Annotated in this window: 13 protein-coding genes; 7 read left to right on the top strand and 6 right to left on the bottom strand. The window is 37.1% G+C overall.

Features of this window, described 5'->3' with window-relative positions; translation table 11 throughout:
- Positions 1-481: 481 nt before the first annotated feature.
- On the top strand, positions 482-3,133 hold the full coding sequence (gene topA / locus OC457_RS09170) for a type I DNA topoisomerase (RefSeq protein ID WP_080173130.1): 2,652 nt from the start codon (positions 482-484) through the stop codon (positions 3,131-3,133).
- A gap of 76 nt (positions 3,134-3,209) precedes the next feature.
- Here the strand turns inward: topA and miaE are convergent, their stop codons facing one another.
- The gene (gene miaE, locus OC457_RS09165; protein WP_080173131.1) at positions 3,210-4,007 is read right to left on the bottom strand and encodes a tRNA isopentenyl-2-thiomethyl-A-37 hydroxylase MiaE; all 798 of its coding nucleotides are present in this window, start codon (positions 4,005-4,007) and stop codon (positions 3,210-3,212) included.
- Between the two features lie 93 nt (positions 4,008-4,100).
- Entirely contained in the window at positions 4,101-4,862 is a 762-nt protein-coding gene (locus OC457_RS09160) for a DNA repair protein (protein WP_080173132.1), read from the bottom strand.
- Between the two features lie 503 nt (positions 4,863-5,365).
- Between OC457_RS09160 and cysB the strand changes: the two genes are divergently transcribed.
- Entirely contained in the window at positions 5,366-6,340 is a 975-nt protein-coding gene (gene cysB, locus OC457_RS09155) for an HTH-type transcriptional regulator CysB (protein WP_080173133.1), read from the top strand.
- Between the two features lie 121 nt (positions 6,341-6,461).
- A complete protein-coding gene (locus tag OC457_RS09150; protein WP_080173134.1) occupies positions 6,462-7,667 on the top strand; it encodes a methyltransferase in 1,206 nt (401 codons plus the stop codon).
- Positions 7,668-7,717: 50 nt separating this feature from the next.
- On the opposite strand, the gene OC457_RS09145 is transcribed toward OC457_RS09150, so the two are convergent.
- A complete protein-coding gene (locus OC457_RS09145) occupies positions 7,718-9,685 on the bottom strand; it encodes a putative bifunctional diguanylate cyclase/phosphodiesterase (RefSeq protein ID WP_080173135.1) in 1,968 nt (655 codons plus the stop codon).
- Between the two features lie 196 nt (positions 9,686-9,881).
- Positions 9,882-11,096 (bottom strand): tyrosine transporter TyrP, encoded by a 1,215-nt coding sequence (gene tyrP / locus OC457_RS09140; RefSeq protein ID WP_080173136.1) that lies wholly within the window; start codon positions 11,094-11,096, stop codon positions 9,882-9,884.
- Positions 11,097-11,507: 411 nt separating this feature from the next.
- On the opposite strand from tyrP, the gene OC457_RS09135 reads away from it, so the two are divergent.
- From OC457_RS09135 to adiA, 4 genes are all read left to right on the top strand, one after another.
- Complete coding sequence (locus OC457_RS09135) at positions 11,508-12,725, top strand: CinA family nicotinamide mononucleotide deamidase-related protein (RefSeq protein WP_080173137.1); 1,218 nt, start codon at positions 11,508-11,510, stop codon at positions 12,723-12,725.
- A gap of 209 nt (positions 12,726-12,934) precedes the next feature.
- Positions 12,935-13,780: an META domain-containing protein gene (locus OC457_RS09130; protein WP_080173138.1), complete on the top strand. Its 846-nt coding sequence runs from the start codon at positions 12,935-12,937 to the stop codon at positions 13,778-13,780.
- A 303-nt stretch (positions 13,781-14,083) separates the two neighbouring features.
- Positions 14,084-15,406: a putrescine-ornithine antiporter gene (potE, locus tag OC457_RS09125; RefSeq protein ID WP_080173139.1), complete on the top strand. Its 1,323-nt coding sequence runs from the start codon at positions 14,084-14,086 to the stop codon at positions 15,404-15,406.
- A 54-nt stretch (positions 15,407-15,460) separates the two neighbouring features.
- Positions 15,461-17,752, top strand: coding sequence for an arginine decarboxylase (gene adiA, locus OC457_RS09120; protein WP_080173140.1), 2,292 nt, complete (start codon positions 15,461-15,463; stop codon positions 17,750-17,752).
- 67 nt (positions 17,753-17,819) lie between these two features.
- On the opposite strand, the gene yfaE is transcribed toward adiA, so the two are convergent.
- Together yfaE and nrdB are read right to left on the bottom strand one after the other, a co-directional pair.
- Positions 17,820-18,119: a class I ribonucleotide reductase maintenance protein YfaE gene (gene yfaE, locus OC457_RS09115; RefSeq protein ID WP_080173141.1), complete on the bottom strand. Its 300-nt coding sequence runs from the start codon at positions 18,117-18,119 to the stop codon at positions 17,820-17,822.
- A complete protein-coding gene (nrdB, locus tag OC457_RS09110) occupies positions 18,116-19,249 on the bottom strand; it encodes a class Ia ribonucleoside-diphosphate reductase subunit beta (RefSeq protein ID WP_080173142.1) in 1,134 nt (377 codons plus the stop codon). The genes yfaE and nrdB overlap by 4 nt, the downstream gene beginning before the upstream one ends.
- Positions 19,250-19,264 lie beyond the last annotated feature (15 nt).

The following is a 19,264-nucleotide window of genomic DNA, read 5'->3' as shown; positions in this document are numbered from 1 at the left end:
TTAAATGCAAAAAAATTTAGGAAAACTGATCAAATAATTCTATATAGATGATAATGATGATGTAACTTTCTATTATTACCGTAGTTATAAATCATCAAAGTGATTGTCCTATAAGGTAAATTAGGATTTTATCACCTTGATAATCAGTACGTTGTAAGGGGCTGAAACAAAGCATAGAAAATATTCACAACTTAATAACAAGTGCGGAAGGTACAACCAAATAAACGAAATTAATTAAAAAGCAGTTGACCTTCTTGTTTTCTAGCCCAATATGTAAAGAGTATTTTACGTAAATAAAGTGCAATTATTAATTGCAAATATGTATCATTCTCAAATTGTAACTCATCATATTAATTCACTGCTCTTAAATGTTTCGATCAGTGACTTAATGAGATTGGTCGAATGTTGTGGCGCTAATGATTAGCTAAGCAGTTATTTATATTTTTAGAATTAGCGAGCACGAGGACGTAATAGGGTCATTATGGGTAAATCTCTCGTTATCGTGGAGTCCCCTGCCAAGGCGAAAACAATCAATAAGTACTTGGGTAAGGATTTCATTGTAAAATCAAGCGTTGGTCACGTACGTGATTTGCCAACGGGCGCCCGCAGTGGCGGTAAAAAAGCTGTAGCAACATCGACTAAAGGGTTGAGTGTTGAGGAAAAAGCAGCGATTAAACAGAAGAAAGATCGTAAAGCGTTAATCAGCAAGATGGGTGTTGATCCCTATGATGATTGGAATGCGCATTATGAAATACTTCCAGGTAAAGAAAAAGTCGTTAGTGAACTTCAAAAATTAGCGGAAGATGCTGATTATATTTATCTCGCAACGGATTTAGACCGCGAAGGAGAAGCCATTGCGTGGCACCTTCGTGAGATCATTGGTGGCGATGAATCACGCTATAAACGAGTGGTATTTAACGAAATCACCAAAAATGCAATTCAACAAGCATTTGAACAACCTGGTGAGTTGAATATTGATGGTGTGAATGCACAACAAACGCGTCGATTCCTCGATCGTGTTGTGGGCTTCATGGTATCGCCACTATTGTGGAAAAAGGTTGCCCGTGGCCTATCAGCTGGTCGTGTACAGTCTGTTGCGGTAAAACTGATTGTTGAACGCGAACATGAAATCAATGCATTTGATCCTGAAGAATTTTGGGATATTCATGCTGATACTCTAACCGTCGGTAAAGATGCGTTACGGTTAATGGTCGCACAGCAAGCGGGTAAAGCATTCCGCCCAGAGAATAAAGTCGATACGATGGCAGCTCATGCGCTTCTTGAAAAAGCTGCGTATGAAGTTATTGAGCGTGAAGATCGCCCAACGAGTAGTAAGCCTTCTGCGCCTTATATCACATCGACACTTCAACAAGCAGCAAGTACACGTCTAGGCTATGGCGTTAAGCGCACTATGGGCCTAGCACAGCGCTTATATGAAGCAGGTTATATTACTTACATGCGTACTGACTCAACCAACCTTTCTAAAGAGGCCGTTGAAGCAGCACGTGAGCTGATTGGTAATGAGTATGGTAATGAGTATTTACCTGAAAATGCCAATGTTTATGGCAGTAAGAAAAATGCTCAAGAAGCGCACGAAGCGATTCGTCCTTCACACGTAGAAGTAAAAGCAGAAAATTTAGAAGGTATGGATCAAGACGCAGTTAAGTTGTATGACTTAATTTGGCGTCAATTTGTGTCTTGTCAAATGATGCCAGCAAAATATGATTCAAGTACGATTAACGTTAAAGCAGGTGATTTTTTGCTGAAAGCGAAAGGTCGTACATTACGTTTTGCAGGTTGGACATTAGTACAGCGCCCATCAGGTAAAAATGAAGATACAACATTACCTGAAGTTAACGTAGGTGATGTACTGAAGTTAGAGCAACTTGAGCCTAAGCAACACTTTACTAAGCCACCGGCACGCTTTACAGAAGCTGCATTGGTTAAAGAACTTGAAAAACGTGGTATTGGTCGTCCATCAACGTATGCGTCAATTATCTCAACTATTCAAGATCGTGGTTATGTGCGTGTTGATCAACGTCGTTTCTATGCTGAAAAGATGGGTGAGATTGTCTCTGACCGTCTTGACAACAGTTTCCCTGATTTGATGGATTTTGATTTTACTGCCCGCATGGAAGGTAATCTCGATAAAATCGCTGAAGGTGAGAAAAACTGGAAGAAAGTACTTGATGAGTTCTTTTCTGATTTTACGACCGAGCTTCAAAAAGCGGAGTTGGATGAATCAGAAGGTGGTATGCAGCCTAATAACATCGTGCTGACGGATATTCAATGTCCGACATGTTCACGACCTATGGGTATTCGAACTGCATCAACTGGGGTATTCCTTGGTTGTTCTGGTTATGCACTGCCACCTAAAGAGCGTTGTAAAACAACGATCAACTTAGGCAGTGAAGAAGGCATCGTTAATGTGCTTGAGGAAGACGTTGAAACGGCAGCATTACGCGCCAAAAAACGTTGTCCTATTTGTAACACGGCAATGGATGCTTACCTGATTGATCAAGATCGTAAACTTCACGTTTGTGGTAATAACCCAAGCTGTGATGGTTACATTGTTGAAAAAGGTGAGTTCAAGCTTAAAGGCTATGAAGGCCCGCTGATTGAATGCGACAAGTGTGGTTCTGATATGGAACTGAAGAACGGTCGTTTTGGTAAGTACATGGGGTGTACTAATGAAAATTGTAAGAACACCCGTAAGATTCTAAAAAATGGCGAAGTTGCGCCACCAAAAGAAGATCCTGTACATTTACCTGAAATTCCATGTACACAAGACACCAATGCGTACTTTGTTTTACGTGATGGTGCATCTGGTTTGTTCATGGCTGCGAGCACTTTCCCTAAATCACGTGAAACACGTGCACCGTTAGTGGAAGAGCTTGTTCGCTTTAAAGAGCGTTTATCGCCTAAGTTCTTATACTTAACCGATGCGCCAGTGGCTGATCCTGACGGTTTACCAACAGTGATTCGTTTCTCACGTAAAACTAAAGAGAATTACGTGCGCTCAGAAGTAGACGGTAAGCCAACAGGCTGGACGGGTCTATTTGTGGACGGTAAGTGGGAAATTACTGATAAGCGTAAGAAGCCTAAAAAAGAAAAATCAGCAGAAGAAGAGTAATTCATTATTCTGTGATTAAAAAAAACCGCCAAATTTGGCGGTTTTTTTGTTGGTGTAAAGGCGCAAGATTATGATGTTAAATACAAGTAACGCCTGCAAGCGGAACACCACTGTGGAACCGAAAGGTGTCATCAGGCGTCATAATTAATTCGGCTTCTTTTGTTCCTATAACACGAATACGTTCAGCAATATTTGTTCCCGCAATTTTTTCTGCCAGTGTTAGGTAATCTTGATAGTGGCGCGCTTCTGAACGTAATAATGAAATATAGAATTTCTTTAATTCGGAATCTAAATAGGGCGCAAGTTTAGCAAATCGCTCACATGAACGAGCTTCGATATAAGCACCCACGATTAATTTATCGATTAAGGTGGCTGGCTCATGGGTACGTACGGCTTTCATTAACCCTTTAGCATAGCGTCCAGCATGAAGGTTGCTATAAGGAATGCCGCGCTTATCCATTATCTCTAATACTTGTTCAAAATGGTGAAATTCTTCTTTAATTAAGCGAACCATTTTATCGATTAGTTCCTGTCCGTGAGTAAAATCACTACGGGGTGTTAATGGTGCTAATAAGCCATTTTTCTTACTATGAAAATCAGTTGTTGAGCGGTTATTTCCGCCATAGACAAAATCTTCATACGGTTTTGCCCACGCCATGAGTGCTGCGCCACTTTGTTTATCTACCGCGTATTTACGGACCATAAACATCGCCGTCTGACTTGCTTTTAATTCACAATTGCAATGATCAACTAATAATGGAATTAGGTTGTCAGGTTTAATAGCTTCATTAATCCAGCTATCAGGAGTATTACATTGAAGAAATTGATTAATAGGTTGAAGTAGTTCATTAACCATGTGTTGAGTGCTATCCATAAGAGATATCTTTTTTTATTGTTATTGAAGGCGTAAAAAAGGCCGCTATTGCGACCTCTGCTGCTGTGTCATTTTAAGACAAAGTAAAGTAAATCACCATTTCCGCTTTGGTTGAAATAGTACATCTAATTCATCATTATCTTTATCCAGTAATTGTTGACGTTCTTGTTCACTACTGATGCTCATATTGTTATCAATCTCATTAAGCATATATTGTAGTTTTTGCTGTGCTTTAGTAGCGTAAGCATCATTGCGTGATGATAGAACATCAATGCCTTTTTTTAGTAATTGTTTTGCTGTCCCAAATTGACGTTTTAGGCGGGCGTCATTAGCACGTTTAACAACATTTTCAATATTTATTCTTAATTGCATGCTATCTAAACGCGTATTTTCACTGACATAAGCCTGAGTCGCAATACGACCTTTACTATGCTCTCCTTTGAGAACGTTTTTTAATCGTTTTACTAGTTGAAGCATACCAATCGCCTGACGATCGGAATTAGGAACCTGAAAAGGGATAACATTCGTTTGATCAAAATGCATTTCTAGGTGTGTTAATTGTTCACTAACATGATGGATCCGTTGTTTCAATGAACGATCTTTTGTATCAACTTCGGCAAGCGTTTCAAGTGCATAAAGAATTCGCCGATTAAGACAAACTAAGAGTTCTTTGCTATAGGGCAAATGACTCGCATTACTAATAAGTTCTTCTGTCGCATCAATGATTGCAATTTGTTTTGCTAATTCTTGCTGTTTGGCACTTTCTATTCTTTGACGGTATTGAATAATTATATTGTAACCAACAATTAAAATGAGTAGCAGACTGATTAAGCCAATGACAAGAGGAATACTCATAAAATGTGTCTATCTTCTAAGGTTGATATATTATCCATGAAGATACACTATCTCGTTGTTTAGTGGTAGTTTGTTAGTAAAAAATGCTAACCAAATAACGCTGTAGAGAAAGATATTGCTTTTTAAATTAAATGCTTTGTTTTTATTCTGACTTTACCTCAATATACAGAGTTATAGCGTGAAAATAATATTTTTTTAGATAATAAAATAATTTTCACATAAGGTTTTTAGGTAATAGTATTATTATTTCTTCTTCGTTTTAACGTATTATTTAATATAATTAAATGCCTATATGTTAGCGTGTGTTTGTGAATTGCCTTATGCCTTGTTTGATTGTGGAATTGTATTTTTATAATGAAAAGTAAATTAATACTATGAAACAAGGCTAATTCAATATATAAAATATTTATTACATGGTTGCACGATCATGCTTTGAAATAAAAATCAGTTAATGAGTTTATGGATAAGTGTGAAAGGTAACGGATTATTGATTGGGCGAGACCATGAAATTACAACAATTACGTTATATCGTTGAGGTCGTAAATCATAACCTCAATGTTTCATCAACGGCTGAGAGTTTATATACCTCTCAACCGGGTATTAGTAAGCAAGTGCGTTTATTGGAAGATGAATTAGGCATTCAAATTTTTGAACGTAGCGGTAAACATTTAACTAAAGTCACATCTGCAGGCGAAGATATCGTACGAATCTCTCGTGATATTTTATCGCGTGTTGAAAGTATCAAAGCCGTCGCCGGTGAACATACTCACCCTGAAATGGGTACGCTGAATATTGCAACTACACATACTCAAGCACGTTATGCACTTCCACATGTTATTCAAGGGTTTACACATCGATTTCCAAAAGTGTCATTACACATGCACCAAGGAACGCCGACTCAAATTGCCGATGCTGTAGGTAAAGGTAATTCTGATTTTGCAATAGCGACAGAAGCGTTACACTTATATCAAGATATGATTATGCTACCTTGTTATTATTGGAATCGCTCAATTGTGGTACGTAAAGATCATCCTCTTGCAACTAAACAAACTATTACTATTCATGATTTAGCCGCTTATTCATTAGTGACTTATGTCTTTGGTTTTACGGGACGTTCAGAACTTGATAGTGCTTTCAATCGCTCAGGTTTAACACCAAGAATAGTGTTTACTGCAACAGATGCAGACGTTATTAAAACTTATGTACGCTTGGGGCTTGGCGTTGGAGTCATTGCGAGTATGGCGATGGATCCTGATGCCGATGATGATTTAGTTGCCATTGATGCTAGCCATATTTTTGAGTCAAGTACGACGATGATAGGCTTTAAGAAGGGAACTTTTTTACGTACCTATATGTATGATTTTATGGAGCGTTTTGCGCCTCATCTTACCCGTAATGTTGTTGATCAGGCTATCGCTTTAAAAAATGCGGCAGAAATAAATGACATGTTTGCTTCAATGGATTTACCGATGAGATAACGTTATCTGTTGTTGGTATGATTTATGACCGTTAGTGATAGCGGTTTTTTTATTTGGTTAATGTGTAAGATGTTAGCTTAGTATACACTAGCCCCCAATTTTAGTGGGGTAATGGTTGTTTATGTCTAACTACGTTGAGCTTTTTCATCGCCTTGATGCATTATTGGTAAAAAATCGTCACTTTTGGCAGTTTATGCCGTTTGCTGAACGTGGTTTTGTTTGGCAACAAAATCTCCCATTTTGTCAGTGGTTAATGGCACTTGATGATGATCAATTACAGATGTTGGGTAATGATATTTATGCATTAACAGCAGCATTAATGCCGTGGATTGAAGATGCTGAGGAGTTGACTCAGCTTACAAATGAAATACCGCCATTAGTACGGACTAACATATCGATACCGCAAGGTTTTGATAATGGAGTTCCTGGGCGAAAATGGCAGCAAATTACCGCATTTAACGAGGTGTTACCTTCTTTAGGGATTCCATGGTTAGAGTGGTGTGCTGGTAAAGGTTATCTAGGGCGAGTTTTAGCTATCTCGCATCAACAACCAGTAACGAGCCTAGAGTGGCAGCAGCAATTATGCGTTGATGGTAGAGATGCGGCTAAGCAATTAGGGTTAAATATTAATTTTATACATGCTGATGCCTTTAGTGCAGATAGTGATAATGCGATAAATTGTCAGCAGCATGCTGTTGCATTACATGCCTGTGGTGATTTACATGTATCACTATTACAGCGTGTTGTTGCTAAAAAAGGGGCAGCAGTCAGTATCTCACCTTGTTGCTATCATTTAATTCGTCAAGCGCATTATCAACCTATATCTGCTGTAGCAAAAACAAGTGCATTAGTGTTATCAAAGCATGATTTACGTCTGCCATTACAAGAAACGGTTACTGCGGGTAATCGTGTAAAACAATTACGATTTGTAGAGGTTAGTTTTCGTTTAGGCTTTGATTTATTACAACGTGAGCTAAGCCAAACTGATAATTATCTTTCAGTTCCTAATGTACAAAAAGCATTACTTACACAAGGGTTTGAAGCTTTTTGTCGATGGGCTGCTGCAAAAAGAGGTGTTAGTTTACCCGCTGATATTGATTTTGATAAGTGGCAACAGCTGGGTGAAAAACGATTTAGAATTACTGAACGGATGGAGTTAGTTCGACAATTATTTAGGCGACCTCTTGAAATTTGGCTTGCACTTGATCGTGCGTGTTTTCTTGAAGAGCAAGGATATGAAGTAGTGATTGGTACTTTTTGTGATCGGCCTATTACTCCTCGTAATTTATTGATTCATGCTGAGCGTCGTGATTTCACCGATTTATAATAAATATTCCCTATCATTAATAAAATTGACGATAGGGAAATTGTTATTTATCAGAGTGATGATGTTGAGGTATCGAGTAGAGTGGTATAAAAATATTTCTTTTCAAGTTCATGTACTGGCATTGGTTTACTAAAGAAATATCCTTGGCAGTAATCAAAACCACATTGATTGATATAATCAAGTTGAGTTTGTGTTTCTACGCCTTCAGCAACAATTTTTAAATTCAATTTTTCACAAATAGCTTTTGTTGCTTCAATAATAACTTTACTACTTGCATGTTCGCCTTGAACAAAGCTTTGATCAAGTTTCACTGTGCTAATGGGAAGTTCATGTAGCTGTGATAATGAAGAATAGCCAGTACCAAAATCATCTAAATATAATTCAATTCCCATTGCAGCTAATGCATCTAAACAAGGTTTTGTTTCACAGTAATCTTGTAGCATTGCTGATTCAGTAATTTCTAATGCAAGTTGTGCGGGATTAACATTATATTGGCTAATAATCTGTTCAATGGTTTGCGCAAGGCTTGGCTGTAATTGTGCTCGTGATAAATTAATACTGATAATAAAAGATTGGTCATAATGTTGAGTCCAATAGGCTAGTTGCTGACACGCGTTGTGCAAAATCCATAACCCTAACGGTACAATTTGTCCTGTCTCTTCTGCTAATGGAATAAACTCTGCTGGTGAAACTTGACCAAGTGAATCATCATGCCAACGGATCAATGCTTCAAAACCTTTCAATTGTTGATTTTTTAAATTAACAATTGGTTGGTAATATAATTCGAAATCATGATTTTCTAGTGCTTGTGATAAATGATGGCGCAAAGTCATTTTACGATATAGCGCATCAGCCATTTCTTGTAAAAAAGGATAGTAACAATTACGGCCACGTTGTTTAGCGCGGTGCATTGCCATATCTGCTTGTGTTACAAGCGTATCAAAATTATTGGCGTCATCAGGATAATTTGCCGTACCGATACTGCAACTGATAGAGAGTTCACCAATATCTTTAATATGAAAAGGACGATTTAACGTTTTGATTATTTGGTCGGTAAAATCAGTGATGGTTGTATAGTTACGCTTTTCTATTTGAATAATAAATTCATCACCACCAAAACGTGCGACAAGACCTTTATCTTTAACAATATTTAATAAGCGTATTGCAACTGCTCGTAATAATTTATCGCCAGCAGCATGACCATAAGAATCATTAACAAGTTTAAAACCATCCAGATCAAGAAACAGTAAACTGTAATGAGATAGATGATGATGGCTGGATTTTAATGCCGCAGAAACACCACGACGATTCATTAAACCAGTAAGAAAATCATGTTCAGCATTGTATTTTTCTTTATTGAGTTTTTCTTTATCTTTAGTGACATTAATTAATTGTAATAATAATTGTGAGTTGTCATTGAGCCATTTAGCTTCAATATCAAACCACTGATGGCCTTGTCCTGTCCAACATAGGCGATTACATTTGAAATTATTATTTTTCTTCGTATCTTCTAACCACTGTTGAGAAATATTCGTATCACCAATAAACTCAGAAAGGTCGATTAAATTATCACCATAATTACGCAAGAAAGCATTATTAGCACTAATAAAATCACCATTATTAGAAAATAGTAATGATAGATTTGAACAGTCTGAAAATGCTAGATCATGGCGTAATGAGGATTCATCAGCAATAACTTCAACTAACATAGCCATACGATTATTATCAACAGGGATCCCTGAAAATAAACAGAGCGTATTTTGATCAATATTTTTAGGACTAAAATTCCACCAAGTTTTAATCACTTTATTTAGTTTAAATGCTTGTTGGTATTCTAAAAATGTTGCAGCGACGGCAGCTGACATATCTTGATTAAAATCACGATCTAAGAGCTCTTCAATCGATGTCGCTTCCCATAATTGCAATGATTTATCATTTGCCCATAGGATTTTTTTATTATCTATATCAAAGACCCAGATTGGATTTTGGAGATAATATAACGGTGAGAATGGATCCATCTCCAACTTCTTTCTTTTATATTTAGGTATTAATTCGAAAAATGATAACCGAAATAATGCTGTTTAAGTATACATTTATTGTGTTCACGTGATTTTGGTTCATTTTTTAATGTGATTTTTATAATTGTTTTGATGCTTTTTAGATAACTGACAAGGGGGTTAATATCCTTGTCAGTTATATGTTGAAGATTAATGATTAGCCTACAGCAGGTATTATTCCCGCCATTTGTAATAGTTGGGCACTAATAATAATTATGCCGACGATGGTTACAATAGCTAAAGACAGTGAACCACCTTTTACAATATATCCTGATGGTTGGTTTGTTGTCTGTCGCATTTTTCGTTGCGCTCTAACCATTGCAACGGGTAAGAATATGGCCAGAATAACTAATGAAATGGCGGCATAACCTAACGCCATAATAAATCCTTGAGGGTAGAACACTGCAAACGCTAGAGGAGGCAAAAATGTGATTAATGCGGTTTGTCCTCGACCCGTTAAATGATTATTACGGTTAAGCGTATCTGCAAGAAAGTCAAACAACCCTAAACTCACACCAAGAAATGAAGTTGCTAATGCTAAATCTGCAAAAATAGATACAGATTGACCGACCATTGGATTATGAAGTAATTGACTTAAACTACTAATAAACGCGCCAAGGGTACTATTAGCCATTAGCTGTGGTTGTCCCATAATTCCTTGGCTAGCTAATTGCCATAAAATGTATACAACTAATGGTAGTGCAGAGCCAAAAACCATGATTTTCTTCAGAGCTTTAATATCAATTCCAATGTAACGAACAATCGATGGAATGCTACCGTGAAAGCCAAAAGAGGTAAAAATAACGGGCAAAGCAGACAGAATTAATCCTTTTTCTAGTGGTATTTCAACCAAATGTCGTCCTTGAATATGAGGAAGTAGTAATCCAAGCATTAGGGCAAGGGCAATTACTTTGGCTGTAAAAAGGATACGGTTTACGATATCAACACTGTGTGTACCTATTGATACCACACTTGCAATAATAATCGTAAAGATGATGGCACCAATTTGAGGTGCAATTGTTGTACCTGTCCACGTTGATATTCTTTCACTTAATTGACTTCCGCCACCTGCAATATAAGCAGCACACAATGCATAGAATAAGAAGAACATTGCTAATGTTGCGATGGTTTGACCTTTTCGACCTAATAATTCTAATGCCAATGTATTCAGTGTTGCTGAAGGATCAGCATGTTGATGAACTTCTAACATTAATAATGCGGTGTAGGTCATTAGCGCCCAAATACCAACCATGATAATTGTAGCGGTTGTGAATCCTAATCCTGCAGATGCAAGAGGAAGGGCTAGCATACCAGCACCAATTGTAGTGCCAGCAATGATCAGCATACTGCCGAATGTTTTATTTAAAGACATGATTATGTCGCTCCCTAAAGGATAAGAACGTAACTTGGGAGGGGTATAAATATACCTGTGGTCGCTCCCTATAAATAAAGTCGGCCACAATGGCATAATCAAGATGAAGTGTTTTTAAATGTTTACACCTAGATTGAGCCACTGTGGCTATCGATAGGCAGTATTAAAATAGATATTTTCCACGTTAACTCTCTTTAAGCTAGGCGTAATCACAAGATTAAAATATTTTGCTACATTAACGACAGAGTTTAAAACTGTCAACTTATCTTTATTGTGTAAATTATTGTTTACACAGGTTTGCGTTAATTAAAAAAAAGTGAAGAATAACGATGATGCATAATATTCTATCCATGATGTAGGGTTCGGCATAGACTGTAAACACCGAGCAATATTTAATAGGGAATAATAATCATGCTTAGTGTTGTGATGATCAGTACGGGTGAAGAAGTACTGTATGGTGATATTACGGATACTAATGCAGCATGGTTATCAGCACAGTTTTTTGAACAAGGCTTTGCGATGACGCGCAGAGTGACTGTGGGCGATAACTATGAAGCATTAGCAAAAGAAATTGAAATATGTAGTTTAAGTGCTGATATTGTGATTGTGAATGGTGGTTTAGGACCAACATCTGATGATCTCACTGCGGCATCTGCAGCTATGGCTGCTAATGTTGGTCTTGAGCAATCAGATGCTTGGGTTGATGAAATGACCGCGAAATATAAGCAAGTGGGACGAGTGATGCCTATTGCTAATCTTAAACAAGCGATGTTACCTGAAGGTGCTGAATTAATTGATAACCCAGTAGGTACTGCATGTGGGTTTATGATGCAATTGAATCGTGCGTGGTTGTTTTTTACTCCGGGTGTACCAAGTGAATTTAAGGTCATGGTAAAGGATAAAATATTACCACGTCTACAAACGATGTTTGATGTAACAGACCGTAAGGTTTGCCACCGTTTCTACACTTATGGCTTATCCGAATCAAGTATTAGCGATTTGTTTCAATCATTAGTTCTGCCTGATGGATGTTGCTTAGGCTATCGTTCATCGCTGCCATTTATTGAAATAAAGTTATTTGCGCCTCAAGATGATAGTCAAGCGCCGGTGTTATTATCAAAAATGGTCGAGTTACTTGGCGATAATATTGTTGGTGAAAATTGTGACTTGCTAAATACGATTGCGAACTTATTACCTAAGGATGCCACTCTTGCATTATCAGAACAAAGCTCTGGTGGGTTTGCGATTAATTGGTTACAAGATGTACCGTCATTAAGTGCAAGATTAGCGGTGAGCGAGGTTATGGCTGATAATATTGATGATCATGCTTGTGCTGAAGAGTTATCAACATTAATTGCATTACGGGCACAAAGGTTACATTTACACGCGCCAGCAACTTATCTTCTTACAACAGGTCCATCAGTTACGGGGGATGGGTTTATGTTAGGTCTTACTACCCCTGATGGTTGTTGGTGTCAGCAGTTAATATTTAAGCGTCAATATAATAATTATGATCGACGTTGGATTATCTCAACCATATTGTTTGATATGTTACGTCGTCATTTACAGGGCAAAAATGTATTTGGTGGTTATGAATCACTTGATCGCATTGCAAGTGAGTATTTATAGGTTATTAGCATAATAATATAATATAGCAGTGTTGTTTCTTCGTTATTTTGAATGCTGTATTATTGCAATAATAAATGGTAGGCTGTAACTAAATGCTGTTTCTAATCATGGTATGTAATATTAAGATTACAGTGATGATCAGGGCGACGAGTTTAAAAATAAGCAGCGTAATTTTTTCAAATAAACATACGTAAATTTAAGGAAAAATAATGGCTTTCAAATTGAAAAAAGTAGTAATAGCAACTTCTGTAATTTTATCAGCATTAATGCTACAAGCATGTAATGATAAAGAAGCGACCGTTAAGGCACCTCAACAACCGACAGCTATTGTTAAAGCCGAGAAAGTCGAGATGAAACCATTAGAAGTCAGTGTTATCTATTTAGATCGTCGTATGTTACCACCAGGTGCAGTATTGAATGTAACACTTGAAGATGTATCTCTTGCAGATGCACCATCGGTAACATTAAGTTCTGAATCCATGGATATTGCAGGTACGCCACCTTATCCTGTGACATTAAATTATGATGCAAATAAAATAAAAACGAATCATCGTTATAATGTACGAGCAACGATAAAGGTCGATAATAAATTAGTTATGACTTCAACATCCGCGGTGAATCCATTTGCGGCAGATGCTAAACAGCCAGTAGATGTTAAATTAGATCGCGTAGCGCCTTCTCAAAATACAACGCCACAAGCAAATCAACCAACACTTGCCGGTCCACAATGGCAATTAGTTACATTATCGGGTCAAGCCGTAAAACCTGGTGCGGGTGGCGATAGTGCATTTATTCAGTTTGATACAACGACGAATAGCGTGAGTGGTTTTTCTGGCTGTAATAATTTTCATGGTGCATTAGAAGCCCAAACAGCAACAACGTTAACACTTGGTCAAGCTGCATCAACACGTAAAATGTGTATGGAAGGGATGGAGTTAGAGCAAGCATTCTTAGCCGCATTACCTGAATTTTCAAGCTATAGTATTAATAATAATACATTAAGTATTAAGAATAATAATGCTAATGTCATTGCAACATTTAAGATAAAGCAATAAGAGTAAGATAAAAATAATATTATAGCGTATAGAAGATTTTTTCTTTTATACGCTTTTTTTTTGTGGTTATTAATCATTGATTATTAAATAAATAACAAAACAACTTAGTTCAATATAATTAAATGTGCAAAAAAAAATCCATTTAATTATGTCAGGATCAAAATATTAAAATATATCATTAACAAATAAACCGACCTTGATATTTTAAATTATACTTATTTCGATATAACACATTGATGGGTAAAACCATATAAATAATATTGATTTAAAAAATAATTAATAAGCTATAAGGTAGTTTACGCTATGAGTTCAAACAGTAACAAAATGGGACTAATGGGACTAACGACCATAGTTACCGTTAATATGATGGGGTCGGGGATAATATTATTACCCTCAAGTTTAGCTGCAACAGGAGGGATAGCTTTACTCGCATGGGCTGTGACTGCAATAGGTGCATTAGCGATTGCTTATGCATTTGCTAAATGTGGAATGTATTGTACTGATGATGGTGGAATGTCAGCTTATGCTGAAAAAGCACACGGTAAATCCAGTTTTTTTATTGCTTCTTATACTTACTATGTGTGTCTTGTTATTAGTGCTGTTGCAATTGCAGTTTCATGTGTTGGCTATTTGGAATATTTTATTCCGTGGCTAAAAGAAACACCCATTCATACTTTTGTTGGTGTGATTTCTATTTTAATTATTACCATGTTTGCCAATGTAAAAGGCGCTAAAATTACAGGACAAATATCCACAATAACGGTATGGGGAATTATTATTCCAGTGCTGGGGTTATCAATTATTGGTTGGTTCTGGTTTGATACAAAAGTTTTTGAAGAAGCTTGGAACCCGCATGATATCTCGGTTGGTAGTGCGATTTACTCTGGTATGGCGTTAACGTTATGGGCCTTTTTAGGTATTGAATCAGCAGGTGCTAACTCTGGTACTGTTGAAAATCCTAAGCGTAATGTCCCTCTTGCATGTATGTTGGCAACCGTATTTTCTGCAGCAACTTATATCGCTTCAACAACCGTTATTCAAGGGATTATTCCGAATGATATTTTAGCTAAATCGGATTCTCCTTTTGGACTTGTTTTTGCGCAAATGTTTAGTCCGTTAGTGGGCGAAATTATTACTGCAATGGCAATCATGGCGTGTGTTGGTTCATTATTAGGTTGGCAGTTTACTAATGCACAAGTATCTAAAGTTGCTGCAGATATGCGGTTATTCCCTAAAATATTTGGTGATTTAAATAAATATGATGCGCCATTTAAAGGCATGATGATTATGCTGGCATTTGAATTAATTCTCGCAGTTATGACTATTTCTCCAACCTTATTAAAACAATTTAATGTATTAGTGAACTTAGCCGTATTTATAAATATGGTGCCTTATGTATTAGCATTAACTGCTCTTGGTATTATTATGAAGAATGCAGATGTTAATCAAAAAGAATATAAGAACGGTATTATTATTGGTTCAGTTGCGGTTCTTTATAGTATATATGGTGCATATTCTACAGGTGAAGAAGCAGTATTCTATGGTGCTATTATTACGTTACTTGGTTATTTCTTCTATGGATTTATTGCTAGTCGCGAAGCTGTAAATAATAAAGTGTCATCGTGAGTTTATTGTATTAAACGAAATTTTAATTATTAGTCTGATATAAAAGGATTGTATATGTTGAATTATGGTAAGCATATGAGAGTATTAATTTTTGATAACTCTCAAGCTACAGGTGTGATTGCTAATGCTATCGACCGATTAGTTGAACAATTTGAAGATGAATCAATTATTGTCGCCAAAGCATCTACTTATGATGATTGTTATTCAATGCTTAATGTAAATATGGCTGTTGATTGCTTTATGTTGACTTCAAGTATGACGGGTCAACAACAAGAAGAGAATGATATGTTCTTTTCACTGATTGAAAAATTAAATCAACGTCAGCAAGGTGTACCTGTATTCCTACTCGCGGAACGAAAGAAAATGACATTAACGGTTGATCGCCATTTAATGTCATTAGTGAGTGAATTTGCATGGATATTAGAAGATACCTCTGATTTTATGGCAGGTAGAGCAATTGCTGCCATGAAACGTTATCGTGATCAGTTATTACCGCCACTTGCTAATGCAATGATGAAGTATGACAGTATTCATGAGTATTCATGGGCAGCACCTGGACACCAAGGTGGGGTAGGTTTTCTAAAAACACCAGAAGGGCAACGATTCTATAATTATTATGGTGAAGGGCTTTTCCGTTCAGATATGGGGATTGAGCGAGGTTCATTGGGCTCATTGCTTGATCATACTGGTGCCTTTGGTGAAAGTGAGGATTATGCGGCAAAAGTGTTTGGTGCTGATAAATCTTATTCATTAGTAACGGGTACTTCAGGGGCTAACCGTACTATCATGCAAATTTGTATGAGAGAAAATACGCTAGCAATTTGTGATAGAAATTGTCATAAATCGATTGAGCAGGGATTAATGTTAACTGGTGCATTGCCTGTTTATATGGTGCCAACACGCAATCGTTACGGCATTATTGGTCCAATTTACCCTGATCAAATGTCGCCAGAAGGGCTAAAGAAATCAGCAGAAAGTAGTGAATTAACAAAAGCTCAAGCCGGTGGAAAGGCAACATATGCCGTGGTAACAAACTGTACTTATGATGGTTTATGTTACAACGCGAAACGTGCTCAAGATATTTTAAGTGAGAGTAGCAATCGAATCCATTTTGATGAAGCATGGTATGGCTATGCGCGTTTTAACCCTATCTATACTGATCACTTTGCGATGCGTGGTGAGCCTGAAGATACACCTGATGATGGACCAACAGTATTCGCGACGCATTCAACCCATAAATTATTAAATGCACTATCGCAAGCATCATGGATCCATGTTCGTAATGGTAAAGATCATATCAATTTCGAGCGATTTAATCAGTCATATATGATGCATGCTACAACATCGCCTCTATATGCGATCAGCGTTTCAAATGATATTGCAGTTTCACAAATGGCGGGTAACCGTGGTGAGTCGTTAACCAATGAAGTGATCAAAGAAGCCGTTGATTATCGTCAAGCAATGGGGCGTTTACATCGTGAATTTGTTGCTGATGGTGATTGGTTCTTCAAACCATGGAATGCGGAATCGATTGTTGATCCTGATACAGGGATTGAATACGATTTTGAAGATGCTCCTGCGGAATTATTAGCAACAAACCAAGATTTTTGGATCATGAAACCGGGTGATAAATGGCATGGTTTTGATGACATTCCAAAAGATTGGTGCATGCTAGATCCAATTAAAGTGAGTATTTTAGCACCTGGCATGGGAGACGATGGTAAGTTACTTGATACTGGTGTTCCTGCAGCGTTAGTTACTCAATATCTTACTCGTTTTGGTATTGTACCAACCCGTACAACTGATTTCCAAGTTATGTTCTTATTCTCAATGGGGATCACTAAAGGTAAATGGGCAACGTTAGTTAATACGTTACTGAGCTTTAAAACGCATTATGATAACAACACGCCATTGAAATCAGTATTGCCTGATTTAGCTGCGAGTTATCCTGAAGTGTATGGTGATTTAGGTCTGAAAGACTTAGGCGATAAAATGTTTACTTACTTAAAAACCCACACTCCATCTGAAATGCTAAATGCTGCTTATTCAACCTTGCCTAAGGCTGATATTACTCCGCGCGCTGCGTTTGAGGCGATAGTGGACGATAATGTTGAAATGGTAGCGTCTAATAAACTACAAGGGCGTATAGCTGCAAATGCCGTGATTCCTTATCCACCGGGTATTCCTATGTTGATGTCTGGTGAGAACTTTGGTGATGCAAATAGCCCACAGATAGGTTATTTACATAGCTTAGAAATTTGGGATAAAGAATTCCCAGGGTTTGAGCATGAAACGGAAGGTACTGAAGTTGAAGATGGTGTTTATCACGTGATGTGTGTGAAGTAGTTGTACCGCTAACAGACAAACATATTAGCTCTTTATTGTTGATTTTGATTGAAATAATCAAATAGCATTAAAGAGCTATTTTCGTTTTAGTTGATTGCTGTTGAGTATTTAATTGATAGTCAAAATGAACTTCAATATCTTGTTGTGGAATAGAACAACAACTTAATATTTCATTTGGACCAATGAAAGCCAGTGCATCTTGTTGGGTAACTGATCCTGAAATAAGTTTACAACGACAAGCACCACACATCCCATTGCGACACTGATATTCTGGTTTAATACCGGCTTTTTCCAGTTGGATTAATAAAGGTTCATGGCGATTGCCACAAACCTTAATATCATTAACCGTAATGGTTAATTGACTCACAACTCAAAATCACCAAGATCATCAGCACTGATATCATTGTCGATTTGGCCAACAAGATATGAACTGATTTCAGCTTCCTGAGGTGCAACTTGTACATTATCTGATGATAACCAAGAATTGATCCACGGAATTGGATTTTGGTTGGCGCCATCATAAGCAGGACGTAAGCCAACAGCAGCCATACGTAAGTTAGTGATATATTCAACATATTGGCACAAAATTTCTTTGTTTAAGCCAATCATTGAACCATCTTTAAATAGGTATTCTGCCCATTCTTTTTCTTGTTCAGCTGCTGCTTTAAAGATGCTAAAACATTCTTCTTCACATTCTGCTGCAATGATTGCCATTTGTGGATCATCATGGCCATTACGTAGCAAATTCAACATATGCTGAGTGCCCGTTAAGTGCAATGCTTCATCACGTGCAATTAGCTTTATTATTTTTGCATTACCTTCCATCACTTCACGTTCAGCAAAAGCAAATGAACATGCGAAGCTGACGTAGAAACGGATCGCTTCTAATGCATTGACTGACATTAGGCATAAATACAGTTTCTTTTTGATTTCATGTAAATCAACAGTGAAAGCAATGCCATCAGCAGAATGTTGGCCTTCACCGTAACGATGGTAGTCATTAGTTGCCGCGATTAAATCATCATAGTATTTAGAAATGTCACCAGCACGCTTAATAATATGTTCATTACGAACAATATCATCAAAAATAATTGACGGATTATTGACGATATTACGAATAATGTGCGTATAAGATCGTGAGTGGATCGTTTCTGAAAACGACCATGTTTCAATCCATGTTTCTAATTCAGGTAGTGAAACGATCGGTAATAATGCAACGTTTGGACTACGCCCTTGAATAGAATCAAGCAGTGTTTGGTATTTTAAATTACTGATGAAAATATGTTTTTCATGATCTGGTAAGTTATTGTAATCAATGCGATCACCAGAAACATCTACTTCTTCTGGACGCCAAAAAAAGGATAACTGTTTTTCAATAAGTTTTTCGAAAATTTCAAATTTTTGTTGGTCGTAACGTGCAACATTTACTGATTGACCAAAGAACATCGGTTCTTTAAGTTGATCGTTGCTAGTTTGACAAAAAGTACTGTAGGCCATGGTATCCTCAAATCA

The sequence above is a fragment of the Photobacterium toruni genome, assembly GCF_024529955.1.
In the GTDB taxonomy this organism is placed as follows: domain Bacteria; phylum Pseudomonadota; class Gammaproteobacteria; order Enterobacterales; family Vibrionaceae; genus Photobacterium; species Photobacterium toruni.
This window is presented reverse-complemented; position numbering and strand designations above follow the sequence as displayed.

What these genes read in the sequence shown, in the direction of transcription:
- OC457_RS09145 (WP_080173135.1), bottom strand. Translation starts at nt 9,685, where the DNA reads ATGGATCCATTCTCACCGTTATATTATCTCCAAAATCCAATCTGGGTC.
- OC457_RS09150 (WP_080173134.1), top strand. Translation starts at nt 6,462, where the DNA reads ATGTCTAACTACGTTGAGCTTTTTCATCGCCTTGATGCATTATTGGTA.
- adiA (WP_080173140.1), top strand. Translation starts at nt 15,461, where the DNA reads ATGTTGAATTATGGTAAGCATATGAGAGTATTAATTTTTGATAACTCT.
- cysB (WP_080173133.1), top strand. Translation starts at nt 5,366, where the DNA reads ATGAAATTACAACAATTACGTTATATCGTTGAGGTCGTAAATCATAAC.
- OC457_RS09160 (WP_080173132.1), bottom strand. Translation starts at nt 4,862, where the DNA reads ATGAGTATTCCTCTTGTCATTGGCTTAATCAGTCTGCTACTCATTTTA.
- potE (WP_080173139.1), top strand. Translation starts at nt 14,084, where the DNA reads ATGAGTTCAAACAGTAACAAAATGGGACTAATGGGACTAACGACCATA.
- OC457_RS09130 (WP_080173138.1), top strand. Translation starts at nt 12,935, where the DNA reads ATGGCTTTCAAATTGAAAAAAGTAGTAATAGCAACTTCTGTAATTTTA.
- OC457_RS09135 (WP_080173137.1), top strand. Translation starts at nt 11,508, where the DNA reads ATGCTTAGTGTTGTGATGATCAGTACGGGTGAAGAAGTACTGTATGGT.
- miaE (WP_080173131.1), bottom strand. Translation starts at nt 4,007, where the DNA reads ATGGATAGCACTCAACACATGGTTAATGAACTACTTCAACCTATTAAT.
- topA (WP_080173130.1), top strand. Translation starts at nt 482, where the DNA reads ATGGGTAAATCTCTCGTTATCGTGGAGTCCCCTGCCAAGGCGAAAACA.
- tyrP (WP_080173136.1), bottom strand. Translation starts at nt 11,096, where the DNA reads ATGTCTTTAAATAAAACATTCGGCAGTATGCTGATCATTGCTGGCACT.
- nrdB (WP_080173142.1), bottom strand. Translation starts at nt 19,249, where the DNA reads ATGGCCTACAGTACTTTTTGTCAAACTAGCAACGATCAACTTAAAGAA.